General features: G+C 65.0%; 22 protein-coding genes. 6 read left to right on the forward strand and 16 right to left on the reverse strand.

What is annotated here, in order from left to right; genetic code table 11:
* Positions 1-51 precede the first annotated feature (51 nt).
* From AB7535_RS35050 to AB7535_RS35060, 3 genes are all read left to right on the forward strand, one after another.
* Entirely contained in the window at positions 52-1,275 is a 1,224-nt protein-coding gene (locus tag AB7535_RS35050; RefSeq protein ID WP_354113475.1) for a divergent polysaccharide deacetylase family protein, read from the forward strand.
* A gap of 72 nt (positions 1,276-1,347) precedes the next feature.
* Positions 1,348-1,851 carry an RNA pyrophosphohydrolase gene (locus tag AB7535_RS35055; protein ID WP_166054038.1) on the forward strand — a complete coding sequence of 168 codons (504 nt, stop codon included), beginning with the start codon at positions 1,348-1,350 and terminating at the stop codon, positions 1,849-1,851.
* A 63-nt stretch (positions 1,852-1,914) separates the two neighbouring features.
* Positions 1,915-2,415 carry an RNA pyrophosphohydrolase gene (locus AB7535_RS35060; protein WP_166105216.1) on the forward strand — a complete coding sequence of 167 codons (501 nt, stop codon included), beginning with the start codon at positions 1,915-1,917 and terminating at the stop codon, positions 2,413-2,415.
* Positions 2,416-2,551: 136 nt separating this feature from the next.
* Here AB7535_RS35060 and AB7535_RS35065 read toward each other — a convergent pair whose 3' ends face one another.
* The 6 genes from AB7535_RS35065 to AB7535_RS35090 all read right to left on the reverse strand — a co-directional run bounded on the left by AB7535_RS35065 (position 2,552) and on the right by AB7535_RS35090 (position 9,470).
* Positions 2,552-4,213 (reverse strand): adenylate/guanylate cyclase domain-containing protein, encoded by a 1,662-nt coding sequence (locus tag AB7535_RS35065; RefSeq protein ID WP_354113476.1) that lies wholly within the window; start codon positions 4,211-4,213, stop codon positions 2,552-2,554.
* 149 nt (positions 4,214-4,362) lie between these two features.
* Positions 4,363-4,770 (reverse strand): F0F1 ATP synthase subunit epsilon, encoded by a 408-nt coding sequence (locus AB7535_RS35070; protein WP_071908637.1) that lies wholly within the window; start codon positions 4,768-4,770, stop codon positions 4,363-4,365.
* 96 nt (positions 4,771-4,866) lie between these two features.
* Entirely contained in the window at positions 4,867-6,309 is a 1,443-nt protein-coding gene (gene atpD, locus AB7535_RS35075) for a F0F1 ATP synthase subunit beta (RefSeq protein WP_063980424.1), read from the reverse strand.
* 54 nt (positions 6,310-6,363) lie between these two features.
* Positions 6,364-7,239 carry a F0F1 ATP synthase subunit gamma gene (locus AB7535_RS35080; protein ID WP_063980423.1) on the reverse strand — a complete coding sequence of 292 codons (876 nt, stop codon included), beginning with the start codon at positions 7,237-7,239 and terminating at the stop codon, positions 6,364-6,366.
* A gap of 141 nt (positions 7,240-7,380) precedes the next feature.
* On the reverse strand, positions 7,381-8,910 hold the full coding sequence (gene atpA, locus AB7535_RS35085; RefSeq protein ID WP_063980422.1) for a F0F1 ATP synthase subunit alpha: 1,530 nt from the start codon (positions 8,908-8,910) through the stop codon (positions 7,381-7,383).
* Positions 8,910-9,470 (reverse strand): F0F1 ATP synthase subunit delta, encoded by a 561-nt coding sequence (locus tag AB7535_RS35090; protein WP_063980421.1) that lies wholly within the window; start codon positions 9,468-9,470, stop codon positions 8,910-8,912. Before AB7535_RS35090 ends, atpA begins: the two co-directional genes overlap by 1 nt.
* A gap of 637 nt (positions 9,471-10,107) precedes the next feature.
* Here AB7535_RS35090 and AB7535_RS35095 point away from each other — a divergent pair.
* Positions 10,108-10,617 (forward strand): septal ring lytic transglycosylase RlpA family protein, encoded by a 510-nt coding sequence (locus tag AB7535_RS35095; RefSeq protein WP_028150468.1) that lies wholly within the window; start codon positions 10,108-10,110, stop codon positions 10,615-10,617.
* A gap of 236 nt (positions 10,618-10,853) precedes the next feature.
* Here AB7535_RS35095 and AB7535_RS35100 read toward each other — a convergent pair whose 3' ends face one another.
* The gene (locus tag AB7535_RS35100; protein ID WP_135215822.1) at positions 10,854-13,064 is read right to left on the reverse strand and encodes a primosomal protein N'; all 2,211 of its coding nucleotides are present in this window, start codon (positions 13,062-13,064) and stop codon (positions 10,854-10,856) included.
* 123 nt (positions 13,065-13,187) lie between these two features.
* On the opposite strand from AB7535_RS35100, the gene AB7535_RS35105 reads away from it, so the two are divergent.
* Positions 13,188-14,153 (forward strand): tyrosine recombinase XerC, encoded by a 966-nt coding sequence (locus AB7535_RS35105; RefSeq protein WP_166053651.1) that lies wholly within the window; start codon positions 13,188-13,190, stop codon positions 14,151-14,153.
* An 88-nt stretch (positions 14,154-14,241) separates the two neighbouring features.
* On the forward strand, positions 14,242-14,829 hold the full coding sequence (locus tag AB7535_RS35110; RefSeq protein WP_063980418.1) for a DUF4337 domain-containing protein: 588 nt from the start codon (positions 14,242-14,244) through the stop codon (positions 14,827-14,829).
* A 185-nt stretch (positions 14,830-15,014) separates the two neighbouring features.
* Here AB7535_RS35110 and AB7535_RS35115 read toward each other — a convergent pair whose 3' ends face one another.
* From AB7535_RS35115 to mdh, 9 genes are all read right to left on the reverse strand, one after another.
* A complete protein-coding gene (locus AB7535_RS35115) occupies positions 15,015-15,545 on the reverse strand; it encodes a hypothetical protein (protein WP_166346747.1) in 531 nt (176 codons plus the stop codon).
* Positions 15,546-15,580: 35 nt separating this feature from the next.
* Positions 15,581-16,981: a dihydrolipoyl dehydrogenase gene (lpdA, locus tag AB7535_RS35120; protein ID WP_354113477.1), complete on the reverse strand. Its 1,401-nt coding sequence runs from the start codon at positions 16,979-16,981 to the stop codon at positions 15,581-15,583.
* 38 nt (positions 16,982-17,019) lie between these two features.
* Positions 17,020-17,781: an SDR family oxidoreductase gene (locus AB7535_RS35125; RefSeq protein ID WP_094183824.1), complete on the reverse strand. Its 762-nt coding sequence runs from the start codon at positions 17,779-17,781 to the stop codon at positions 17,020-17,022.
* Between the two features lie 55 nt (positions 17,782-17,836).
* Complete coding sequence (gene odhB, locus AB7535_RS35130) at positions 17,837-19,078, reverse strand: 2-oxoglutarate dehydrogenase complex dihydrolipoyllysine-residue succinyltransferase (protein ID WP_354113478.1); 1,242 nt, start codon at positions 19,076-19,078, stop codon at positions 17,837-17,839.
* Between the two features lie 176 nt (positions 19,079-19,254).
* Positions 19,255-22,224, reverse strand: a complete 2,970-nt coding sequence (locus tag AB7535_RS35135) for a 2-oxoglutarate dehydrogenase E1 component (RefSeq protein ID WP_439037495.1) — start codon at positions 22,222-22,224, stop codon at positions 19,255-19,257.
* Between the two features lie 137 nt (positions 22,225-22,361).
* Positions 22,362-23,246 carry a succinate--CoA ligase subunit alpha gene (gene sucD, locus AB7535_RS35140; RefSeq protein ID WP_354113479.1) on the reverse strand — a complete coding sequence of 295 codons (885 nt, stop codon included), beginning with the start codon at positions 23,244-23,246 and terminating at the stop codon, positions 22,362-22,364.
* 33 nt (positions 23,247-23,279) lie between these two features.
* Positions 23,280-23,759: a DUF1579 family protein gene (locus AB7535_RS35145; protein ID WP_063980414.1), complete on the reverse strand. Its 480-nt coding sequence runs from the start codon at positions 23,757-23,759 to the stop codon at positions 23,280-23,282.
* A 4-nt stretch (positions 23,760-23,763) separates the two neighbouring features.
* Complete coding sequence (sucC, locus tag AB7535_RS35150; protein WP_135215827.1) at positions 23,764-24,960, reverse strand: ADP-forming succinate--CoA ligase subunit beta; 1,197 nt, start codon at positions 24,958-24,960, stop codon at positions 23,764-23,766.
* 205 nt (positions 24,961-25,165) lie between these two features.
* Entirely contained in the window at positions 25,166-26,134 is a 969-nt protein-coding gene (mdh, locus tag AB7535_RS35155; protein ID WP_063980412.1) for a malate dehydrogenase, read from the reverse strand.
* Positions 26,135-26,347: the final 213 nt, after the last annotated feature.

A 26,347-nucleotide genomic window follows, 5' to 3' on the forward strand; every position in this document is an offset into this window, starting at 1 on the left:
GCCGCTTGACCTCGGCGTGGTATCGTCGGCGGGAGTGATTCGGGATCTCGCATGACTGAAACGGCCGATGATCTGAGCGCCCCGCTCGGACAGGACAAGCCGCGCCGGAAACGGCGGCTGCGGCTGCCGTTCACAGCCATGCAGGCCCTCGCGGTCATGCTCGGCCTGTTCCTGGTCGCCTTCGCCGGCTTCGCCATCTTCAACAAGGATCCGCTCGGCGGCGAGCCGATGACGCGGATTGCGATCCGCGTGCCCAGGGCCACCGACGAGAAGCCGGCCGCCGCGAGCCCTGGCCAGGAGAGCAAGCCAGAGAACAAGCACGAGGCCAAGGAAGCGCCGAAGCAGGCGGGCGAGCAGAAGACCGTCACCATGATCGACGGTTCCACCGGCACGCGCCACGACGTGGTGATCGGTGGCGGCGATGCCGCCGACAAGGGCGACGCGGCGGCCGCCTCCGCCCCTCCGCCCGTCATGGCCGGGATCGACCCGAAACTGCTGGAAAAATCGCGCTACGGCATGATCCCCGTGACGGCCGAGGGCGCGAAGCCGTTCAACGTCTACGCGGCGGATGCCGACCGCGCCAAGGCGGCAAAGATGCCTGTGGTCGCGATCCTGATCGGCGGCCTCGGCGTCGGTGCGGCCAAGACCACCGACGCGATCATGCGGCTGCCGCCGGCGGTGACGCTGGCCTTCACACCCTATGGCGCCGACCCCGGCAAGCTCGCCGAGCGCGCCCGCGCCCAGCGGCACGAGATCTTCCTCCAGATCCCGATGGAGCCCTACGACTTCCCGGACAACGACCCGGGCCCGCAGACGCTGCTGACCTCGCTCACCACCGATCAGAACATCGACCGCCTGTACTGGCACCTGAGCCGGATGCAGGGCTATGCCGGCCTCACCAATTTCATGGGCGCCCGCTTCGTGGCGACCGACGCCGCGATGCAGCCGATCATCCGCGAGGCGGCCAAGCGCGGCCTCGGCTTCTTCGACGACGGCTCCTCGCCGCGCAGCATCGCGCCCCAGGCCGCGGGCAGCCTGGCGATGCCGTTCGGCAAGGGCGATATCGCGATCGACGTGGTGCCGACCCCGGCGGAGATCGACCGCGCCCTGAACAAGCTCGAATCAATGGCGCGCGAGCGCGGCGTCGCAATCGGCACCGCCTCCGCCCTGCCGGTCTCGATCGAGCGCATCAGCAGCTGGACCAAGACATTGAGCGACCGTGGTATCCTTTTGGTGCCGTTGACAACCGCGATGCTGAAATCAAAATCTAGCTAAATCAACGGATTGGTACGGTACGGACCCTCGGGACCGGCATACCCACCAAAAGCACGCGAGAGGTCTGGCGGAATGGCACGTTACGAGGATCTGCCCTACCGTACCTGCGTCGGTGTGATGCTGATCAACAAGAGGGGTCTGGTGTTCATCGGCCGACGCGCCGGCGGCATCGAGCATGTCGACGACGCCCATGTCTGGCAGATGCCGCAGGGCGGCGTCGATCCCGGTGAGGACACCTGGGATGCCGCCAAGCGCGAGCTCTATGAGGAGACCAGCGTGCGCTCGGTCGAGCGGCTCGGCGAGGTTCCGGACTGGCTCGTCTACGACATCCCGCGCACGGTTGCGGGGCGCGCCTGGAAGGGCCGCTATCGCGGCCAGCGCCAGAAATGGTTCGCGGTCCGGTTCACCGGCAAGGACAGCGAGATCAATGTCGAGAAACCCGGCGGCGGCCACAAGGCCGAGTTCGTGAGCTGGCGCTGGGAGCCGATGAAGAACCTGACCGGGCTGATCATCCCGTTCAAGCGCCCGGTCTATGAGCGCGTGGTGAAGGAATTTTCCGCGCTGGCGGATGAATAAATCAAATCGTCATCCCGGGTTCGGTGCTAATGCATCGCCGGAATGACGATGAAAGACGCGCGCGTGACCAATCAAAAACCCTACCGTCCCAATGTGGGGATCGCCCTCTTCAATGCCGATGGCCGCGTGTTGATCGGCCACCGCTTCAAGGGCGACGGCCCCGAAATCATCCTGCCGGGCCTCGACTGGCAGATGCCGCAAGGTGGTGTCGATGAGGGCGAGAACCTGCGCGATGCGGCGCTGCGCGAACTTTGGGAAGAGACCAGCGTCAAGAGTGCGGACTATCTCGGCGAGACAGACTGGCTGACTTACGAGTTCCCTCCCTACGACGGGCCGCAGACGCACCGGCTGGCGAAATTCCGCGGGCAGCGCCAGAAATGGTTCGCGCTGCGCTTCACCGGTCGCGACGACGAGATCGATCCGCTGACGCCGCGCAACGAACAGCCCGCGGAGTTCGACGCCTGGCGTTGGGAGCGGCTCGACCGCGTCGCCGAACTCGTCGTGCCATTCCGCCGCGAGGTCTACCGCGCGGTCGCGCAGCAGTTTGCGCCCTTCGCAAACTAAAACCGCGAAAACAACCCCATGCACAGTAGCCGGCGATTGCCGGCGCGATGCGCGGTAGTCGTTGCGAAGTTTTTGAAGCGTCGGATAGAATCGGCCGCGCGGCGCAATCGTCGTGGCGGCCTATGTCCAGCAGGCTCTAATTGGTCGGTCCGACCGTGAACGGGCCGATCGCGATGACGTGGCAATCGCTGTCGCGCTTGGCGCAGTCGGCGAGCGCGGAATTGACGGCGGTCTGCTCGTCCGCGGCCTTCAGGCCGAGGCCCGGCCGGCCCGCGGTCCCGACCGCGACTGCGTTCCAGCCCATGCCATCGGCGAGCTTGCGCACGACCTCGGCGCGCGCGTCGGCGGCGATCGAGGCGTTGGAAGCGGCATGGAAGAAGCCGGTGATCCTGAGCAGGGTCGGGATCGGCACGACGAAATTGTCGTCGACCACGACGATCAGACAGGCCACGCCGGCGATGGCGCCGCACGATTCCAGCGAACGCCGCGCCGAATCGTCGACGGATGACGCGCCCAGCACCATGAAATATTGACCGCCCGGGCCGAGCGCGATCGCGCGGGATTTCGCCGCCGGCACGAACATGTTCTCGAGCCGGACTTTTGCCGGATCGCGCACCATCGGAAAATCTTTCGGCACGAAGGCCCGCTCGGTCATGGCGTCGTGGCGCACCCAGGGCTGCGGCGGCATCGGCGGCTTGCCGTGGGTGTAGACGACGTCGTTGCCGACCGCATAGAGCTCGCAGCGCCGCGGCGATTGCGCGGCATCGGCGCGCTTCTGGCACTGCTCCAGCGCCATGTTGCGCGCGGCTTCCTCGGTCGGCTGGTTCAACGCCGCGCCTGTGAAGCCGCCGATATTGAGCGCGAAGGCCTTGTAGTCGCCGGAGGCGGAATAGTCGCCGGCCAGATAGTTGCGGATGCGCTCGTTGATGAAGGGCACGCTATCGGCGGCCAGCTTGCCCGATAGCGGCGCGGCGGATGGTGAGGGCGCGGGCATCGGCGCCATCGCAGCGCCGGTTGGACTCATCGGAGCCATCGGCGCCTTTGCCATCTGGGTCGGCATCGGGCTCGGCGCCACGGCATCTGCCGCTGGCGCTGCGCTCGGCGTCGCGGCCGGCGCGGCCGCGGCGGTAACCGTCTGCTTGAGCTTGGTGTTGTAGAGGAAGCCGGTGACAAGGATGGCGACGACCGAGACGACGGCGACCACCAGCGGCCACATCCACACCGGTGCCGCGGCCAGCTTGGAGGCGGGCTTCTTCACTTTCGGCGTGGCGTAAGTGCCGTCCTCGCGCCGCATCGCCACCATGTAGGCGTGCACCGGCGTCGGGATGTTCTTGACCTCCTGCGCGCCGATGTCGGCGAACTGCACCGACAGCTTGTTGGCGACCTGCTCGTGCACGGCGCGGGAGACGCAGATGCCGCCGACCTCGGCGAGGCCTTCGAGCCGGGCGGCGATATTGACGCCGTCACCGAGCAGATCGCCGTTGCGCTCGACCACGTCACCGATGGTGATGCCGATGCGGAACGACATCTGCCGGCTCGGCGGATAGGCCATGTTGCGGGTTCGCAGGGATTCCTGGATGTCGATCGCGCAGCGCACCGCATCGACCGCGCTCGGAAATTCCGCGAGCACCGCGTCGCCCGCCGTGTTGAAGATGCGGCCGTTGGCTTTCGCGATGAAGTCGTCGACGACCTCGCGATAGGAGGCGAGACGCCGCAGCGTCTCCTCTTCGTCTTCCGCGACCAGTCTTGAGTAACCGGCAATATCGGCTGCGAAAATCGCTGCGATCTTGCGTTTCATCTGCTGCCAGCCCCGAAACAAATTCGCGGGCGCAGAATGCCGCTATCGGCGGCGCGGTGCAACAAAGTTTCAGCGCCCGCCACTTCCGTGACGAGCGCTGAACCTGTTCAGGAACTTGTAGCTTGAGCCCCGGAGCAGTGCACCGGGGCTTAGTGCATAGCCGTACTGTTGAGCTGCTGCTGGATGCTCTTGAAGTGGTCGAGCCGCTCGATGGCCTGATCAAGCTCGCCGCCTTCGTGCTCCTTCAGGCCGTCTTCCATCTCGGAGATGGTCGCGGCGAACTGGGCACGGTCGAGTTCGTCGAGCGACGTCGCGACGTCGGCGAGCACGGTAAGGCCCTTCTCGGAGACTTCGGCGATACCGCCGAGCACGATGATCTTCACGTGCCTGCCGCCCGTGGTCACGGTGAGGATGCCGGGCCGGATCGCAGCCACGACCGGCGCATGTCCCGCCAGCACGCCGAAGTCACCCTCGACGCCGGGGATGTCGACCTGATCGACCTGGCCCGAGAATGCGAGCTTTTCCGGCGAGACGAGATCGAAGTGGATGGTGGCCATTGGAAACCTGCGAATGGTGAGTAGCGAACGCGCGAGTGGCGAGCAGCGAATGGCGAATAGATTCTACTCGCCACTCCCTATTCGCTATTCGCCAGCTTAGGCGGCTTCCGCCGCCAGCTTCTTGCCCTTCTCGACTGCCTCTTCGATGGTGCCGACCATGTAGAAGGCGGCTTCCGGCAGGTGGTCATACTTGCCTTCGCAGAGGCCGCGGAAGCCCTTGATGGTGTCCGCGAGGTCGACGAACTTGCCGGGCGAGCCGGTGAAGATTTCGGCGACGTGGAACGGCTGCGACAGGAAGCGCTCGATCTTGCGGGCGCGGGCCACCGTCAGCTTGTCCTCTTCCGAAAGCTCGTCCATGCCGAGAATGGCGATGATGTCCTGGAGCGACTTGTAGCGCTGCAGCACCTGCTGGACCTGACGCGCGGTGTCGTAGTGCTCCTGACCGACGACGAGCGGCGAGAGCATGCGCGAGGTCGAGTCGAGCGGGTCCACCGCGGGGTAGATGCCCTTTTCCGAGATCGCGCGGTTCAACACCGTGGTCGCGTCCAGATGCGCGAACGAGGTCGCGGGCGCCGGGTCGGTCAAGTCGTCGGCCGGAACGTAGATGGCCTGCACCGAGGTGATCGAGCCCTTCTGCGTGGTGGTGATGCGCTCCTGCAGCGCGCCCATGTCGGTGGCGAGCGTCGGCTGATAACCCACCGCCGAAGGAATACGGCCGAGCAGCGCCGACACTTCCGAGCCGGCCTGGGTGAAGCGGAAGATGTTGTCGACGAAGAACAGCACGTCCTGGCCCTGGTCGCGGAAGTGCTCGGCGACGGTGAGACCGGTGAGGCCGACGCGGGCGCGGGCGCCCGGCGGCTCGTTCATCTGGCCGAACACCAGCGCGCACTTGGATTTCACGCTCGGATCCGGATTGTGCGGATCGGCGTTGACCTTGGACTCGATGAACTCGTGATAGAGGTCGTTGCCTTCGCGGGTACGCTCGCCGACGCCGGCGAACACGGAGTAACCACCGTGCGCCTTCGCGACGTTGTTGATCAGCTCCTGAATCAGCACGGTCTTGCCGACGCCGGCGCCGCCGAACAGGCCGATCTTGCCGCCCTTCGCATACGGAGCAAGAAGATCGACGACCTTGATGCCGGTGACGAGAATTTCAGCTTCGGTCGACTGGTCGGTGTAGCTCGGCGCTTCCTGGTGGATGGCGCGGAGACCTTCGGACTTGATCGGGCCGGCTTCGTCGATCGGCTCGCCGATGACGTTCATGATGCGGCCGAGCGTGCCGTCACCCACCGGAACCGCGATCGGCTGGCCGGTGTCGGTCACTTCCTGGCCGCGCACCAGACCTTCGGTCACGTCCATCGCGATCGTGCGGACGGTGGACTCACCGAGATGCTGCGCAACTTCCAGCACGAGGCGGATGTTGCCGTTCCGGGTTTCCAGCGAATTGAGAATGGCGGGCAGGTGGCCCTCGAACTGCACGTCGACGACGGCGCCCATGACCTGGGTGACGCGACCGACCTGGTTAGCTGCTGTAGCCATGAATAGCTCTCCTTCGAAATTCTGGACTTGAACGACCGTCGTTTGGTTCGTGCGTCAGACCGCCTCGGCGCCGGAGATGATCTCGATCAGCTCCTTGGTGATCTGGGCTTGACGGGTTCGGTTGTAGATCTGGGTTTGCTTGCGGATCATTTCGCCGGCATTGCGGGTGGCGTTGTCCATCGAACTCATCTGCGCGCCATAGAACGAAGCGTTGTTTTCCAGCAGCGCGCGGAAGATCTGCACCGCGATGTTGCGCGGCAACAGGCCGGACAGCAGTTCGTCCTCCTCCGGCTCGTAATCGTAGGACGTCGTCGGCGCGTTCGCCGCCTTTTCCTCGACGACCAGCGGGATGATCTGCTGCGCGGTCGGGATCTGGGCGATCACCGACTTGAACTGCGCGTAGAACAGCGTGCAGACGTCGAACTCACCGTTGTCGAAACGGGCCAGCACCTTCTTGGCGATGTCCTCGGCGTTGACGAAGCCGAGCTGACGAACGCTACGCAGGTCGAGGTGCTCGACGATCTGCTTGTCGAACAGGCGGCGGAGCTGCTCATAGCCCTTGCGGCCGACACAGAAGAATTTCACTTCCTTGCCCTGCGCGATCAGCGCCTGGGCGCGCTCGCGGGCGAGGCGCACGATCGAGGAGTTGAAGGCGCCGGACAGACCGCGCTCGCCGGTGCAGACCAGCAGCAGGTGGACCTGGTCCCTGCCGGTGCCGGCCAGCAGCGCCGGCGCGCCGGGCGAACCCGCAGCGGCGCTGGCGATGTTGGAGATCACCGCGCTCATCTTGTCGGCATAGGGCCGCGCCGCCTCGGCCGCTTGCTGGGCACGGCGCAACCTCGACGCCGCGACCATCTGCATCGCCTTGGTGATCTTCTGCGTCGCCTTGGTGGAGGCGATGCGGACGCGCATGTCTTTAAGTGACGCCATTCTTCGTCCCCGACGATCCGACCCTTTGGCCTGATCGCAAACCTATCCAGTCGTCATGCCCGGGCTCGCCCCGGGCATCCACGCGGTGCCTCACACGCCGTTAGACGTGGATGGCCGGGACAAGCCCGGCCATGACGGCGTTTACGCGAAGCTCTTCGCGAAGCCTTCGACCACCGACTTCAGCTTGGCGGCGGTGTCGTCGGAGAGATCGCGGCTGTCGCGGATCGCGTTGAGGATCTCGGCGTTCTTGCCGCGCAGCAGCGACAGCAGACCGTCCTCGAACGCGCGCACCTTGTTGAGCGGGAGCGGATCGAGATAGCCGTTGGTGCCGGCCCAGATCACACAGACCTGCTCTTCCATCTTCAGCGGCGCGAACTGCGGCTGCTTGAGCAGCTCGGTCAGGCGCGAACCGCGGTTGAGCAGGCGCTGGGTCGAGGCGTCGAGATCGGAGCCAAACTGCGCGAACGCCGCCATTTCGCGGTACTGCGCGAGCTCGCCCTTGATCTTGCCGGCGACCTTCTTGGTGGCCTTGGTCTGCGCGGACGAACCGACGCGCGACACCGACAGACCGACGTTCACCGCGGGACGGATGCCCTGGAAGAACAGGTCGGTTTCCAGGAAGATCTGGCCGTCGGTGATCGAGATGACGTTGGTCGGAATGTAGGCCGACACGTCGTTGGCCTGGGTTTCGATGACCGGCAGCGCCGTCAGCGAGCCCGAGCCCTGGTCCTTGTTCAGCTTCGCCGCGCGCTCGAGCAGGCGGGAGTGCAGATAGAACACGTCGCCCGGATAGGCTTCGCGGCCCGGCGGGCGGCGCAGCAGCAGCGACATCTGGCGGTAGGCGACGGCCTGCTTGGACAGATCGTCATAGATGATGACGGCGTGCATGCCGTTGTCGCGGAAGTACTCGCCCATGGTGCAGCCGGTGAACGGCGCGATGTACTGCATCGGCGCCGGATCCGAAGCGGTGGCGGCGACGATGATCGAGTATTCGAGCGCGCCCTGCTCTTCCAGCACCTTCACGAACTGGGCGACGGTCGAACGCTTCTGGCCGATCGCGACATAGACGCAATACAGCTTGATGTTCTCGTCCGGCTGCGCGTTGAGCGGCTTCTGGTTCAGGATGGTGTCGAGCGCGATCGCGGTCTTGCCGGTCTGACGGTCGCCGATGATCAGCTCGCGCTGGCCACGGCCGATCGGGATCAGGGCGTCGATCGCCTTGAGGCCGGTCGCCATCGGCTCGCTCACCGACTTGCGCGGAATGATGCCGGGCGCCTTGACGTCGACGCGCATGCGCTTGTCGGCCTGGATCGGGCCCTTGCCGTCGATCGGGTTGCCGAGCGCGTCGACGACGCGGCCGAGCAGGCCCTTGCCGACCGGCGCGTCCACGATGGCGCGGGTGCGCTTGACGGTCTGGCCTTCCTTGATCTCGCGGTCGGCGCCGAAAATAACGATACCGACGTTGTCGGTTTCGAGGTTCAGCGCCATGCCGCGGGTGCCGTTCTCGAACTCGACCATTTCGCCGGCCTGGACGTTGTCCAGACCATAGACGCGGGCAATACCGTCGCCGACGGACAGCACCTGTCCGACTTCGGAGACTTCAGCTTCCTGGCCGAAATTCTTGATCTGGTCCTTGAGGATCGCGGAAATTTCCGCGGCGCGGATGTCCATCAGCCTGCCTCTTTCATCGCGTGCTTGATCGAATTGAGTTTGGTGCGAAGCGAACTATCGATCATGCGGCTGCCAAGCTTGACCACGAGGCCACCGATGATCGAGGGATCGACCTTCACGTTGAGCGCGACGTCCTTGCCGGTCACCGACTTCAGGGCAACCTTGAGGGCGTCGAGATTCTTGTCCGAAAGCGCCTCCGCCACGGTAACGTCGGCCGTCGTCTCGCCCTTGAACCTGGCGACGAGGGCGCGATAGGCGCGAATGACGTCAGCCACCGCGAACAGGCGGCGGTTGGCGGTCAGGACTTTCAGGAAATTGGCGGAGATGCCGGCGATACCCGCCTTGTCCAGCACGGCCGAGAGGGCCCTGGACTGGGTATCGGCCGCAAACACCGGGCTGCGGACGAGGCGCGTCAGATCGGCGCTTTCGCTTAGCAAACCCTCGAATTTGTCGAGATCGGCTTTGACCTCGTCGACCACATTCTGGTCGCGGGCCAGTTCAAACAAGGCCGTTGCATAACGGCCCGACACACCGGAAACGGACGTATCTTCTGCAGCCACAGACGCGCTCTTTTTGCTGTCAAACTCGCAAGGGAAAAACCGTCGCCACAAAGCGGCGCCAAGCGATCCAAGCCCTTGGAATTCAAGCGGGACTTCGATTTTCGGCCGACACGGGAGGTGCCGGGTCCGTTAAAATCGCGGCTTTGCTAACATAGCAGGCGCGCACGTGCAACATGACGCCAAATTAAAGGCACGACCTTCTGTCGCCAGTTCGTCGCAGCCGACGGCGCCGCGATAGCGGCCTGCCACGTCGCGGAATGACGCGCCCCCCCTCGGCGGCATCGCGCCCATTCGTTCCTGCCATCAGCGCATAGCGGCCATGAACACGGATCGCTGAGGCGTGAGTCGGACGTGACGAGCGGCCTCCCCTGAATACTTTCCTAATTCTAAACATGAAGTATAATGACCTCGTTTTACAGTATTAGTGAGTAATAAAATAGTTAAAGAATTGTTAAAGCGAAAGATTCCAGAACATTGGCTGCAACATTGATGCCAATCACAGAATATTTCATGACGACACAGAATGGATTTACTGCCCAATTCACGCCTCATTAGGAATCGAAACGCGATCCCGCTCACAGACTTACGGGGGCTCCACTTGCCACATATGTGGCAATACTAGATTAGGGACCACTAAATGCTGTCTTTGAAGACGCTGGGCTCCGTGCCCCGGCCGCGCACGGCGATCGCTTTCGTTGCCGCCACTCTCCTCGTCGGTGGAACCGCCACCGAAGCTTCTGCCAAATCCCGGCATCACCACCGGTACTCTCACCATCATCACCGCCACCACGCCCAGAGCGATGCCAACACGACCTCCGATTGGCGCAACGCCAACGCGTCGATGACGCCGTCGTCGGGCACGGGCCGCAGCTTCTCCGGCATGGCCTCCTATTATGGCAACGAGTCCGGCAGCCGGACTGCGTCGGGCCAGCGCTTCAACCAGAATGCCATGACCGCGGCTCACCGTTCGCTGCCGTTCGGCACCAAGCTGCGCGTCACCCATGGCGGCTCGAGCGTCATCGTCACCATCAATGACCGTGGCCCGTTCATTCGCGGCCGTGTCCTCGACCTCTCCACGGGCGCTGCCCGCGCCATCGGCCTCACCGGCGCCGGCGTCGGCCGCGTCACCGCGGAAGTCGTCTCCTAAGGCGCCACCAGCGCCTCACCGACAAAGCGCAAATCTCGCCATCGTCCGCGGACGTGTGAGCGGCGAGACCAGTTCGGGCGAAACAAGCCCGCCGTCTTGGGGGACGGCGGGCTTTTTGTTTGCCCCGTCATTCCGGGGCGATGCGTAGCATCGAGCCCGGAATCCATCAGGCCGTAGAGTTGGTGGATGAATGGATTCCGGGTTCACGCTTCGCGTGCCCCGGAATGACGGGGGAACTACAAAAAGCTCTGCGGGTCGACGTCGACTTCGAGCTTTTGATTGCCCTTCGGCTTCGGGCAGACGGCCAGCCAGTTGCGCAAATAGTCCGACAGATCGAAACCGCGCGCCGATTTCACCAGGATGCGGAAACGGTAGCGGCCCTTGATCACGGCGAGCGGGGCCTCCGCCGGTCCCAGCACCACGACGCGCTCGTCGCGCGGTGCGAGCGCAACGAGGCGGCGGCCCAAACCTTCGGCGCTCGGACGGTCGCCTGCCGAAATGATCAGGCTCGCGAGCCGGCCGAACGGCGGATAGAGCGTGCGCTCGCGCAGATCGATCTCGCTGTCGTAGAAGGCCTCGCGGTCGCAGGCGATCAGCGCCTTCATCACGGGATGATCGGGCTGGTGGGTCTGGAGATAGCCGACGCCGCGGCCCTGCTCGCGCCCGGCACGGCCGATCACCTGGTTGAGCAACTGCCAGGTGCGTTCCGACGCGCGCGGATCGCCGTTGGACAGACCCAGATCCGCATCGACCACGCCGACGAGATTGAGCCGCGGAAAGTTGTGGCCCTTGGCGACGAGCTGCGTGCCGATGATGATGTCGACCCGACCCTCCGCGATCTCGGTAAGCTCGGAGCGCATCGTCTCGATCGAGGTGATGAGATCGCTCGACAGCACCATGGTGCGCGCCTCGGGGAACAGCGCGGCCGCCTCCTCCTGCAAGCGCTCGACGCCCGGCCCGACCGCGACCAGCGATTCCTCGGCCGCGCAATGCGGGCAGATCTGCGGGCGCGGCATCGAGAAGCCGCAATGGTGACAGACCAGCCGCTGGCGGAAGCGGTGATCGACCAGCCAGGCATCGCAGATGGTGCAGGCGAAGCGATGGCCGCAGGCACGGCACAGGGTCAGCGGCGCATAGCCGCGGCGATTGAGGAACAGCAGCGCCTGCTCGCGCTTTTCAATCGCTTTTCTGATCTCGGAAGCGAGCCGCGGCGAGATGAAGCGGCCGCGCGCCGGCGGCTCGCGGCGCATGTCGATGGCCTCGATATGCGGCATGTGCTGGCCGCCGAAGCGCGAGGGCAGCGCGATGCGCTGATAGCGGCTCTTGCGCGCATTGACCTCGGATTCGACCGACGGCGTGGCGGAGGCCAGCACGATCGGGATCTTTGCGATATGCGCGCGGACCACCGCCATGTCGCGGGCGTGATAATGCACGCCCTCGTCCTGCTTGTAGGCCTGGTCGTGCTCTTCATCGACCACGATGAGGCCGAGATTGGCGTAAGGCAGAAACAGCGCCGAGCGCGCGCCGACCACGACCGGCGCACTGCCTTCGGAGATCGCCGCCCAATTGCGCGCGCGGGTGCGCGGCGTCAGCTCGGAGTGCCATTCGATCGGACGCACGCCAAAGCGCTGCGCGAAGCGGTCGAGGAACTGGCCGGTCAGCGCGATCTCCGGCATCAGGATCAGAGTCTGCTTGCCGCGGCGGATGGTCTCCGCAATCGCCTCGAAATAGACCTCGGTTTTGCCCGAGCCGGTGACGCCGTCGAGCAGCGCAACGTGAAAGGTGCCGTTGGCGGCGAGCGCGCGCATTGCATCCACCCCGGCGCGCTGGAGCGGTGAAAAATCCGGCTGGCCAAAATCCGGATCGGGTGCCGGCGGCGGCGGAGGCGGCGGCATCGGCTCGACCGTGAGCGTGCCTTCGTCGACGAGGCCGTCGATCACGCCGGCCGAGACCCCTGCTTCCTTGGCGGCCTCGGACTTGCCGTGCAGCAGGCGATCCGACAGCAGCTCGATCACGCGCTGCCGCGCCGGCGTCAGCCGTCGCGGCGGATCGCCGACCAGGCGCACACCGGCGCGCACCCGCTCCGGGCCGAGATTCTCGCCCATGCGCAGGCACATCCGCAGCACCATGCCGCGCGGGCTCAGCGTGTAATTGGCGACCCAGTCGACGACCGAGCGCAGCTCAGGCTTCAGCGGAGGAAGATCGAGCTTTTCGCTGACCTCCTTGAGCCGGTTGTGCAGGCGCGGGTCGGGATTGGCGTTCTCCGCCCAGACCACGGCCAGCACCTCGCGCGGGCCGAGCGGCACGCCGACGAGATCGCCCGCCTTCAGCTCCATCCCGCGCGGCACCTTGTAGGAATAGGTCTGGTCGAGCGCGACCGGCACCAGCACGTCGACCATGCGGGTCGCGTTGGCGGGGGTGGTCGTGCTGCGCGACGAATGATCCATCAAAGATCTTTGGAGGGAGAATCGGAACCTTGGGGCCTTGAGGCTAGCGCCCAGGGGCGGCCTTAGCGAACAGTAAACGGGTGTGATGCGATATACTGAGTGGAATCATTACGTCCAGAGCGCATGAGCAAAGCGGCCGCCCCCCCAATCGAGCTCGCCAGCGCCGATCCCTCGATCGCGCAGGAGATGGCGCGCTGGCTGTCGCATCTCGGCGCCGAGCGGCGGCTGTCGCCGAAGACGTTGGAGGCCTATGGCCGCGACCTGCGGCAATGCCTGGATTTCCTTTGCGCCCATTGGGGCGAGCGCGTGACGCTGGCGCGCTTTGCCGCGCTGGAAGCCACCGACATCCGCGCCTTCATGGCGATGCGCCGCGCCGACGACATTGCCGGCCGCTCGCTGATGCGCGCGCTGGCGGGCCTGCGCTCGTTCGGCCGCTTCCTCGAGCGCGAAGGCAAGGGCAAGGTCGGCGCACTCTCGGCGATCCGCGCGCCCAAGGTGGCCAAGACTTTGCCGAAGCCGCTGCCGATGGCGTCCGCAAAGCGTCTTGCCGACGCCGACGAGCGCGCCGGCGAGGATCGCGAGACCTGGATTCTGGCCCGCGACGCCGCGGTGATGGCGCTGCTGTATGGCTCGGGTCTGCGCATCTCCGAAGCGTTGGGGTTGAAGCGCCGCGAGGTGCCGCGTCCCGGCGAAGGCGACGTGCTGATCGTGACAGGCAAAGGCAACAAGACCCGCATGGTGCCGGTGCTCCAGAACGTGCTCGCGCTCGTGCAGGAATACGTTGCGATGTGCCCCTATCCGCTGCCGGCGGAAGGCCCGATCTTCCTCGGCGCGCGCGGCGGGCCCTTGAGCCCGCGCATCATCCAGCTCGCGATGGAGCGGCTGCGCGGCGCGCTCGGCCTGCCCGACAGCGCGACGCCTCACGCGCTCCGCCATTCCTTCGCCACGCATCTGCTCTCGCGTGGCGGGGATTTGCGCGCAATCCAGGAGCTGCTGGGTCACTCCTCGCTCTCGACCACGCAGATCTACACCGGCATCGATTCGGAGCGGCTGCTCGAAGTCTATGCGAGCACGCATCCGCGGCGATGAACCTGACATGAAGCTGTCATAGCGCGCGTGCCTCTTGCGCGCCGCCCGCGGTTCGGTCAATCGTGGGGAACCGCGACTGGAGGGAATCATGAGCGCACACGAAAGCATGGAGCATGCCGAACACGCCGAGCACGCGTCCGGATCGAACAAGAAGATCGCTCTTCTGATCGCCGTGCTGGCGCTGTTCCTGGCGATCTCCGAGACGCTCGGCAAGGGCGCCCAGACTGAATCGATCAGCAAGAACGTCGAGTCCGCCAATCTCTGGGCGTTCTTCCAGGCCAAGACCATCCGCCGCACCGTGGTGCTGACCGCATCCGAGCAGGGCAAGCTCACGCTCGCCGCCGCCGACGAGGCTCAGAAGCCGGCGGTGCAGAAGCAGGTCGACGACTGGACCAAGACCGCGCAGCGCTACCGCTCCGAGCCCGAGACCGGCGAAGGCACCGAGCAGCTCGCCGAGAAGGCCAAGCACGCCGAGCACGAGCGCGACGAGGCGACCGCGAAATATCATCACTTCGAGCTGGCCTCCGCCGCCTTCCAGATCGGCATCGTTCTGGCCTCGGCCACCATCATCACCGGCATGATCGCGCTCGCTTATGTCGCCGGCGTCCTGACCCTGGCCGGCCTCCTCATGACCGCGCTCGGCCTGTGGTGGCCGCATCTGGTGCATTTGCATTGAGGGCGCTGATGCGGGGCGCATAAGGCCAACAACATCGACGGTGTCATGCCCCGGCTTGACCGGGGCATCCAGTACGCCGCGGCTTCTCCGTATTCGATTGACGTCTCTGGAATACTGGATCGCCCGGTCAAGCCGGGCGATGACATCGAGTGTGTGGCAATGACAGTGAGTCTATAGCGGGCAGATCACCGCGCCTGGTGCACGCTCTTGCGAAAGCGCTGGATCAGGCGGAGCGTACGGGAGGACCAGCCTTCGCCGTTGCCGGCGATCAGCTCGCGGATGCGCTGCTTGATCGGGTCAACCAGCTCGGCGGCCTTGGCGCGCAGCTTCATCACGAGATCGTAGAGCCGCTCGAACCAGCGCATCTCCATCAGCTTGTCGCGCGTCACGTCGAACACGAAGGCGGTGACGCCGACGCCGAGCAGCTTTGCGAACAGAAACGTGGATACGCCGCTCAGCCAGTATTCATGCGTGAGCAGATACAGGCCCATCAGCTTGAGCGGAAACAGCGGGATGATTGGCACCGCGAACACGATCAGCGTCATCGCCGGCGGCAGCGCGTCGACGCGCTCGGTCAACCATTGCTTGAAACGTGCGAGCGGGATGGCTGCGACAACCCGCGCGACGATCGGCTCGAGATGGTCCCACAGCCAGGCTTCGATCAGGAAGATGATCGCCAGCAGGACCCAGACCGGTTGAAGTAGGCGGCGCAGCATATGTTTCCCGCCCGATTCGACGCTAGGCGCGTCGCCTACATATGGATGGCCCGCTTGCCCACCGCAAGCGCGGCTTCCTTGATGGCCTCCGAGCGGGTCGGATGCGCGTGGCAGGTGCGGGCGAGATCTTCCGCGCTGCCGCCAAACTCCATGAGAACGCAGGCTTCATGGATCATTTCGCCGGCTTCACGGCCGATAATGTGCACGCCGAGCACGCGATCGGTCTTCGCATCTGCGAGAATCTTCACGAAGCCGTCGGTGGTCTGGTTGACCTTGGAGCGGCCGTTGGCGGTAAAGGGAAACTTCCCGACGGTATACGCCTGACCCGCCTGCTTCAGCTCTTCCTCGGTCTTGCCGACGGAGGATACTTCCGGCGTGGTATACACGACGCCTGGGATAACGTCGTAGTTCACGTGGCCGGCCTGCCCTGCGATGATCTCCGCAACGGCTACGCCTTCATCCTCGGCCTTGTGCGCGAGCATCGGGCCCGCGACGACGTCGCCGATCGCATAGACGCCCTTCACGCTGGTGGCGAAATGCGGATCGATCTGCACGCGGCCGCGATTGTCCAGCGCCACACCGGCTTCCTTCAGGCCGAGCCCATCGGTGTACGGCACGCGGCCGATGCAAACGAGAACGACGTCGGCTTCGATCGACTCCGCGGCGCCGCCGGCGGCGGGCTCGATGGTCGCCTTCAGCGACTTGCCGGAGGTGTCGACGGCCGTGACCTTGGCGCCGAGCTTGAATGCAAAACCCTGCTTTTCCAGGATGCGCTGGAATTGCTTGGCGATTTCGCCGTCCATGCCGGGCAGGATGCGATCGAGGAATTCGACGACGACGACTTCAGCGCCGAGCCGCTTCCACACCGAGCCGAGCTCGAGGCCGATCACGCCGGCGCCGACGATCAAGAGCTTGCCGGGGACCTTGTCCAGCGACAGCGCGCCGGTGGACGACACGATGCGCTTCTCGTCGATCTCGATGCCCTTGAGGCGCGCGATGTCGGAGCCGGTCGCGATGACGATGTTCTTGGTCTCGACCACTTGCGACTTGCCATCGGCGGACACTTCCACCTTGCCGGTGCCCAGGATCTTGCCGGTGCCCTTGAGCACGTCGATCTTGTTCTTCTTCATCAGGAACTCGACGCCCTTGACGTTGCCGTCGATGCCCTGCTGCTTGAAGTTCATCATCGCCGGAAGCTCGAGCTTCGGCGCGGAAACGGAAACGCCCATCTTGGCGAAGGAGTGCGCGGCTTCCTCGAACATTTCGGACGCGTGCAGCAGCGCCTTCGACGGCATGCAGCCGACGTTCAGGCAGGTGCCGCCGAGCGTGGCGTCCTTTTCGACCACGGCGACTTTCATGCCGAGCTGGGCTGCGCGCACCGCGCAGACATAACCGCCCGGTCCGGTGCCGATGACGACGAGATCGTAGGTAGCCATGAGAGAAAGTCCCGTGAGTTTAGCGTGATGAGGATGTGTCAGCGTCCGCCGGACACATCGAGAATGGCCGAGGTGACGTAGGAGGCTTCGTCCGACATCAGCCAGACGATGGCGTTGGCGATTTCGTCGGCGGTACCGACGCGCTTCATCGGCACCATATGGGCCAGACGATGGGCGCGGTCGGGCTCGCCGCCGGCGGCGTGGATTTCGGTGTCGATCAGGCCGGGGCGGATGCCTGCGACACGAATGCCTTCGCCTGCGACCTCATAGCCGAGACCGACGGTGAAGGAATCGATCGCGCCCTTGGACGCGGCATAGTCGACATAGGTATTCGGCGCACCAAGTCTGGCAGCGACCGATGACAGATTGACGATGACGCCGCCCTGGCCGCCGTGCTTGGTCGACATCCGCTTCACCGCTTCGCGCGCGCAGAGGATCGAGCCGGTGACGTTGACCGCCATCACGCGCCGGATGCGCTCCGCCGACATCTCGTCGACGCGCACGCCGCTCTGGCCGACGATGCCGCCATTGTTGACGAGTGCACCGAGCGTGCCGAACTTGTCGGCAGCCTTGAACAGCTCAATGATGTCGCTTTCCTCGGCGACATCGCATTTCACCGCGATGGCCTTGCCGTTGCTGGCCGCGATCTGGGCGACGACCTCGTCAGCAGCCGTTTTGTTGCTGGCGTAGCCGACGACGACACGGAAGCCGCGCGCGGCCGCCGCAATCGCGGTCGCCCGCCCGATGCCGCGGCTGCCGCCGGTGATGACAACGACCTTATCCGTCACGCGCGCCTCCATGGTTCGACCCGCGCCGTCGCATGACAAGGCGACGGCGCTCGCAGAGCTTCAGGGATCAGAGATCGAGCACCAGGCGCGCCGGATCTTCCAGGCTCTCCTTGACGCGGACCAGGAAGGTGACGGCTTCCTTGCCGTCGATGACGCGGTGATCGTAGGACAGTGCCAGGTACATCATCGGGCGGACCTCGATCTTGCCGGCGACGACCATCGGCCGCTCCTGGATCTTGTGCATGCCGAGGATGCCGGACTGCGGCGCGTTCAGGATCGGGGTCGACATCAGCGAGCCGTAGATGCCGCCATTGGTGATGGTGAAGGTGCCGCCCTGCATCTCGTCGATCTTGAGCTGGCCGTCACGGGCGCGGCGACCGAAATCGGCGATACCCTTCTCGATGTCGGCGATCGACTTGTTGTCGCAGTCGCGCACCACGGGCACGACCAGACCCTTGTCGGTGCCGACGGCGACGCCGATGTGGTAATAGTTCTTGTAGATCAGATCGGTGCCGTCGATCTCGGCGTTGACGGCCGGGATGTCCTTCAGCGCCTGCACGACGGCCTTGGTGAAGAAGCCCATGAAGCCGAGCTTCGAGCCGTGCTTCTTCTCGAACGCATCCTTGTAGTGGGCGCGCAGCGCCATCACGTTGGTCATGTCGACCTCGTTGAAGGTCGTCAGCATGGCCGCGGTGTTCTGCACGTCCTTGAGACGGCGCGCGATGGTCTGGCGCAGTCGGGTCATCTTGACGCGCTCTTCGCGGGCGGCGTCATCGGCCGGCGACGGCGCACGGACCTGGACGGCGGCGGCGGGCTGGTTGACCGGGGTCGGCGCCGAGGCCGCGCGCTCGATCGCAGCGAGCATGTCGCCCTTGGTGACGCGGCCGTCCTTGCCGGAGCCCGGAACGGTCGAGGCGTCGATGCCGGTCTCGGCGGAGAGCTTGCGGACGGACGGGGCGAGCGGCGCATCGGCCGGCGGCGCCTTCGCGGCCGGAGCCGGCGCAGCAGCCACGGCGGCCGGAGCAGCAGCGGCGGCGGGCTTCGCGGGAGCGGCGGCGGGCTTCGCAGCGCCGGCACCGTCGGTGATCTGGCCGAGCAGCGCACCGACCGCAACGGTTGCGCCATCGGCAGCGACGATCTCGCTCAGCGTGCCGGCGGAGGGCGCCGGGACCTCGATGGTGACCTTGTCGGTCTCGAGCTCCACCAAGGGCTCGTCGACGGCGACGGGATCGCCGGCCTTCTTGAACCAGCGGCCGATGGTGGCCTCGGTGACGGATTCGCCGAGCGTCGGCACACGAATTTCAGTCATGGTCTTTTCCTTAAGGGATCGCCGGTGCGGTCAAAAATTCGGTCGTCATCGGCCCGCGAAAGGCAAGCCATCCAGCAAGCCGGACGTTCGTATTCTGCACGGACGTCGCGGCGTACTGGTGCCCCGCTCCAGTGCGCGATTGCGCACGAGGCGGGGCATGACGCAGTTCAGAAAGATCAGCTCAGTGCTTCGTCCAGGAACGCCTTCAACTGCGCCTGATGCTTGGACATCAGACCAGTGGCGGTCGCGGCGGAAGCGGCGCGGCCGACATAACGCGGACGCCGGCTCACACCGTGCACCTGGTTCAGCACCCATTCCAGATAGGGCTCGATGAAGTGCCAGGCACCCATGTTGCGGGGCTCTTCCTGGCACCACACCACTTCAGCCTTCTTGAAGCGCGACAGCTCGGCCACCAGCGCCTTCAGCGGCACCGGATAAAGTTGCTCGACGCGCATCAGGTAGATGTCGTCGATGCCGCGCTTCTCGCGCTCCTCGTAGAGGTCGTAATAGACCTTGCCGGAGCAGAGCACGATGCGGCGGACCTTCTCGTCGGGGACGAGCTTGATCGCCTCGTTCGGCAGCATCTGGGCGTCATCATAGAGGATGCGGTGGAAGGTCGTTCCCTTCGCGAGCTCCTCGAGACGCGACACCGCCCGCTTGTGACGCAGCAGCGACTTCGGCGTCATCAGGATCAGCGGCTTGCGGATCTCGCGATGAAGCTGGCGGCGCAGCACGTGGAAGTAGTTCGCCGGCGTGGTCGGGTAGACCACCTGCATGTTGTCTTCGGCGCACATCTGCAGATAACGCTCCAGACGCGCCGAGGAGTGCTCCGGCCCCTGGCCCTCATAGCCGTGCGGCAAGAGGCAGACGAGGCCGGACATACGCAGCCATTTGCGCTCGCCCGAGGAGATGAACTGGTCGAACACGACCTGCGCACCGTTGGCGAAGTCGCCGAACTGGGCTTCCCACAGGGTCAGCGTGTTCGGCTCGGCGAGCGAATAGCCGTATTCGAAGCCGAGCACGGCTTCTTCCGACAGCAGCGAGTTGATGACCTCGTAATGGCCCTGCTCGTGGCCGAGATGGTTGAACGGCGTGTAGCGGCTCTCGTCTTCCTGGTCGATCAGGACCGAATGGCGCTGCGAGAAGGTGCCGCGCTCGGAATCCTGGCCCGACAGGCGGACATGGTGGTTCTCGTTGAGCAGCGTGCAGAACGCCAGTGCCTCGCCGGTCGCCCAATCGATGCCGGCGCCGGTGTCGATTGCCTTGGCGCGGTTGTCGAGGAAGCGCTGGATGGTGCGGTGGACGCGGAAGCCATCCGGCACCTTGGTGATCTTGCGGCCGATTTCCTTCAGCTCGGCGGTGTCGACGCCAGTGACGCCGCGGCGCGCATCCTCTTCCTGATCGGCGATCTTGAAGCCGGACCACTTGCCGTCGAGCCAGTCGGCCTTGTTCGGCTTGTAGGAGGTGCCGGCCTCGAACTCGGCATCGAGCCGTGCGCGCCAGTCGGCCTTGGCCTTGTCGACCTCGCCCTCGGTCATCACGCCTTCGCTGATCAGGCGGCGGGCGTAGAGCTCGAGCGTCGACGGATGGGCCGCGATCCTCTTGTACATCACCGGCTGGGTGAACGCCGGCTCGTCGCCCTCGTTATGGCCATGCCTGCGGTAGCAGAACATGTCGATGACGACGGGCTTGTGGAATTTCTGCCGGAACTCGGTCGCGACCTTGGCCGCGAAAACCACTGCTTCCGGATCGTCACCGTTCACATGGAAGATCGGCGCGTCGATCATCTTCGCCACGTCAGACGGATAGGGCGAGGAGCGCGAGTAGCGCGGATAGGTGGTGAAGCCGATCTGGTTGTTGACGATGAAGTGCACGGAGCCGCCGGTGCGGTAGCCCTTCAGGTCAGACAGGCCGAAGCATTCCGCGACCACGCCCTGGCCGGCGAACGCGGCGTCGCCATGCATCAGGAGCGGCATCACCGAGATGCGCTGGTCCGGCGGATCGCCGTGCTGGTCCTGCTTGGCGCGAACCTTGCCGAGCACCACAGGATCGACGATCTCGAGATGCGAGGGGTTGGCGGTCAGCGACAGATGGATGCGGTTACCGTCGAACTCGCGGTCCGAGGAGGCGCCGAGGTGATATTTGACGTCGCCGGAGCCTTCGACCGCATCGGGGTTGGCCGAGCCGCCCTTGAATTCATGGAACAGGGCGCGGTGCGCCTTGCCCATCACCTGGGTCAGCACGTTGAGGCGGCCGCGATGCGGCATGCCGAGCACGACTTCCTTTACGCCGAGATTGCCGCCGCGCTTGATGATCTGCTCGAGCGCGGGAATCAGCGATTCACCGCCGTCGAGGCCGAAGCGCTTGGTGCCGGTGAACTTGGTGTCGCAGAACTTCTCGAAGCCCTCGGCTTCGACCAGCTTCGTCAGGATGGCGCGCCGGCCTTCGCGGGTGAACGAGATTTCCTTGTCCGGGCCCTCGATGCGCTCCTGGATCCACGCCTTCTGCGCGGCGTTGCTGATGTGCATGAACTCGACGCCGAGCGTCTGGCAGTAGGTGCGCTCGCAGATCGCGGTGATCTCGCGCAGCGTGGCGTATTCGAGACCGAGCACGTGATCGAGGAAGATCTTGCGGTCGAAATCGGCTTCGCTGAAGCCGTAGGTGCGCGGGTCGAGCTCTTCGCGGTTGCGCGGGGCTTCGATGCCGAGCGGATCGAGCTTGGCGTGGAAGTGGCCGCGCATGCGGTAGGAGCGGATCAGCATCAGCGCGCGGACCGAGTCGCGCGTGGCCTGGAGCACGTCGGCGGACGAGAAATCAGCGCCCTTGTTGCCTGCCTGGGCCTGCGCCTTGGCGGCGATCTTGCCACCGACCGCCTTCTCGACCTGGGCCCAGTTGCCGTCGAGGGCGGAGGTGAGGTCGTCCTGCGGGGTCAGCGGCCAGTTGGCGCGCTCCCAGGACGGGCCTTCGGCGTTCTTGCTGATATCGCCGGGCTGGTCGTTGAGGCTCTTGAAGAACTCCTGCCACTCGGCGTCGACCGAGGACGGGTCCTTCTCGTAGCGGGCGTAGATTTCGTCGATGTAGGTGGCGTTGGTGCCCTGCAAAAAGGAAGAGAGGGCAAAGGCTGCGTTCGCGTCCTGGCGAGACATGCTTGAGTTCCTGGCGATTTCGGTTCGCGCATAACAAACGGCGCTGGCGCTGAGCTCCCCGGCAGAGGCCCAGCGCGACAGGCACCATTTATCCTATTTGCTACGAAACTTCGCCCGGAAAAGTACGAAGAAGTGAATTAGCCTTTCAACTTTTCGGCAAGCGTGTGGCCGAGGCGGGCGGGAGACGGAGACACTGTAATCCCAGCCGATTTCATCGCATCGGTCTTGGAACCGGCGTCGCCCTTGCCGCCGGAGATGATCGCGCCGGCATGGCCCATGCGGCGGCCGGGAGGCGCGGTGACGCCGGCAATGAAACCGACCATCGGCTTCGTGCGGCCGCGCTTGGCCTCGTCCTTGAGGAACTGGGCGGCGTCCTCCTCGGCGGAACCGCCGATCTCGCCGATCATGATGATCGATTCGGTCTTGGGGTCCGCGAGCAGCATTTCCAGCACGTCGATGAACTCGGTGCCCTTGACCGGGTCGCCGCCGATGCCGACCGCGGTGGTCTGGCCGAGGCCTTCCTGCGAGGTCTGGAACACGGCTTCATAGGTCAGCGTGCCGGAGCGGGAGACGATGCCGACGCTACCGGTCTTGAAGATGTTGGCGGGCATAATGCCGATCTTGCACTCGCCGGCAGTCATGACGCCCGGGCAGTTCGGCCCGATCAGGCGCGACTTGGAACCGGCCAGCGAGCGCTTCACGCGCACCATGTCGATAACAGGAATGCCTTCCGTGATGCAGACGATCAGCGGGATCTCCGCGTCGATGGCTTCGCAGATCGCATCGGCCGCGCCCGGCGGCGGCACGTAGATCACCGACGCATCGGCACCGGTCTTCTCACGCGCCTCGCGCACCGTGTCGAACACCGGCAGGCCCAGATGGGTGGCGCCGCCTTTGCCCGGCGAGGTGCCGCCGACCATCTTGGTGCCGTAGGCGAGCGCGGCCTCCGAGTGGAAGGTTCCGTTCTTGCCGGTGAAGCCCTGGCAGATGACCTTGGTGTTCTTGTCGATCAGGATGGACATGAGGTCTGCTTTCGCGAACTAACGAGTGAGAGGTCAGTGGATGCGGCGGTAGATGCCGGTGAGCACGTCGGCCCAGCCTTCCGCGTCCGGCGAGAACTGGATCTTCAACGAGTAGGAATTGTCGTCGATGATTTCGTAGACGTGGCGCGCATTGCCGCGGAGCGAGCCGCGCACCAGCGTCAGGGTCTTGCCGACCCAGCCGCCGGAGGCGGGCGAGGGCGGCGTGTAGCCGAGCGAGTCGTACCAGAACAATTTGTAGGTCCGGTCCTCACGATCGTAGGTGAAGAGGCCGTGGGTGGCGAAGACCTGCTTGCCGTCGCGGATCTGGACAGCATCCTGGATCAGGTAAAATCCGTTCAGGTCCATGCGTGCGACGACATGCGAAGTTGCCGGCCCACCCTCCGTCCAGCGCGACGGGAAGACCACCTCTTCGCCATTCCATTCGCCGGCGAACGCGGCGAGGCGCGTGTGCTCTGCAAGCGGAGATGATGCGGCGAGATGGTCCTGGGTCATGGCCTCAGCCTCCCTTGACGGCCTTCACGATCTTCTGCGCGGCGTCGTCGAGATTGTCGGCCGGCACCACGTTCAGGCCGGATTCACGGATGATCTTCTTGCCGAGCTCGACATTGGTGCCTTCGAGGCGAACCACCAGCGGCACGCTGAGGCCGACCTCGCGCACGGCGGCCGTGACGCCTTCGGCGATCACGTCGCACTTCATGATGCCACCGAAGATGTTGACCAGGATGCCCTTCACGTTGGGATCGGCGGTGATGATCTTGAATGCGGCCGCGACCTTCTCCTTGCTGGCGCTGCCGCCGACGTCGAGGAAGTTCGCCGGCGCCATGCCGTAGAGCTTGATGATGTCCATCGTCGCCATGGCGAGGCCGGCGCCGTTGACCATGCAGCCGATATTGCCGTCGAGGGTGACGTAGTTGAGGTCGTATTTCGACGCCTCGATTTCCTTGGCGTCTTCCTCGGTCTCGTCGCGCAGCGCGAGCACCTCGGGGTGACGGAACAGCGCATTGTCGTCGAACGACACCTTGGCGTCGAGCACGCGGAGCTGGCCCTGCTTGGTCACGACCAGCGGGTTGATCTCCAGCATCGACATGTCCTTGGCGACGAAGGCGGTGTAGAGCTGCGCGGTGAGCTTCTCGGCCTGCTTGGCGAGATCGCCGGAGAGCTTCAGCGCGTTGGCGACGGTGCGGCCGTGATGGCCCATGATGCCGGTCGCGGGATCGACCGAGAAGGTGACGATCTTCTCAGGGGTGTTGTGCGCGACGTCCTCGATGTTGACGCCGCCTTCGGTCGAGACGACGAAGGAGACGCGCGAGGTTTCGCGGTCGACCAGGAGCGAGAGGTAGAACTCCTTGTCGATGTCCGAGCCGTCCTCGATGTAGAGGCGGTTGACCTGCTTGCCAGCGGGGCCGGTCTGGATCGTCACGAGGGTCGCGCCCAGCATCTGCTTGGCAAATTCGGTGACCTCCGCGGCCGACTTGGCGATGCGGACGCCGCCCTTGTCGCCGGCCGAGGCTTCCTTGAACTTGCCCTTGCCGCGGCCGCCGGCGTGGATCTGGCTCTTCACCACCCAGACCGGGCCCGGGAGGGCCTTGGCGGCGGCTTCCGCGTCCGCGGGCTTCAGGACGGGGACGCCCTTTGAGATCGCGACGCCGAACTCGTTCAGCAGCGCTTTGGCCTGATATTCATGGATATTCATATGGTCGCTCCCTGAACCCGCGGGCGGTGACCTCTAGGGCCCACCTCAGTCTTGTGGCTGGCATACCATATACCACAGGAACTGCAACCCGGATTCTTTGACATCGAGATCTCTGGACTGCGGACCCGGAACCCGCCCGACGCGGGGCCCGGAAATGAAACCGCCGAAGACCGGTTTTTCGATCTTCGGCGGGGATTGCTCTCGCTTAGCGGCCGAGAAGATCGGGTGCGATCTTCTTGCAGGCATCGACCAGGCCCTGTACGGCGCCGACCGACTTGTCGAACGCCTCGCGGTCCTTGCCGGTGAGCTCGATCTCGACGACGCGCTCGACGCCCTTGGCGCCGATCACGACGGGCACGCCGACATACATGTCCTTCACGCCGTATTCGCCGTTGAGGTAGGCGGCGCTGGCCAGCACGCGCTTCTTGTCACGCAGATAGCTCTCGGCCATCGCGATCGCGGAAGCGGCGGGCGCGTAGAAGGCCGAGCCGGTCTTGAGCAGATTGACGATCTCGGCGCCGCCGTTGCGGGTGCGGTCGACGATCTCGTCGAGGCGCGCCTGCGAGGTCCAGCCCATCTTGACGAGGTCGGGCAGCGGAATGCCGGCGACGGTGGAGTACTTCACCAGCGGCACCATGGTGTCGCCATGACCGCCGAGCACGAAGGCGGTGACGTCCTCGACCGAGACGTTGAACTCGTCGGCCAGGAAGTAACGGAAGCGCGAGGAATCCAGCACGCCGGCCATGCCGACGACCTTCTTGTGCGGCAGGCCCGAAGCCTTCTGCAGCGCCCACACCATCGCGTCGAGCGGGTTGGTGATGCAGATGACGAAGGCGTCGGGGGCGTATTTCTTGATGCCGGCGCCGACCTGCTCCATGACCTTCAGGTTGATGGAGAGGAGATCGTCGCGGCTCATGCCGGGCTTGCGCGGCACGCCGGCGGTGACGATGCAGACTTTGGCGTTGTCGAGGGCTTCGTACGAATTGGCGCCGGTGTAGTGCGCGTCAAAACCGTCGACCGGCGAGGACTGGGCGATGTCGAGCGCCTTGCCCTGCGGCACGCCCTCGGCGATGTCGAACATCACCACGTCGCCCAGTTCTTTCAGGCCGATGAGATGAGCCAGCGTTCCGCCGATCTGACCGGAGCCAATCAAAGCAATCTTGTCGCGCGCCATGTGAACCTGTCCTTTAGACACGTTAAGGAGGGGAAAACTGAGACGGGTGGTTATCCCTTTCGCTCCCCCCGTTCAAGTCGGTGGATGCCCAATTGTCGGGCTTGGCGAACATTGAAGCGCATCCCTGTCATTCCGGGGCGCGACGAAAGTCGCGAGCTACGATGCGCAATTGCGCATCTGAGAATCCATAACCACCAGCGGGAGTCTGGATTC

Origin of the sequence: Bradyrhizobium sp. 956_D2_N1_4, assembly GCF_052076025.1 — a bacterium.
Taxonomy (GTDB): Bacteria; Pseudomonadota; Alphaproteobacteria; order Rhizobiales; family Xanthobacteraceae; genus Bradyrhizobium; species Bradyrhizobium barranii.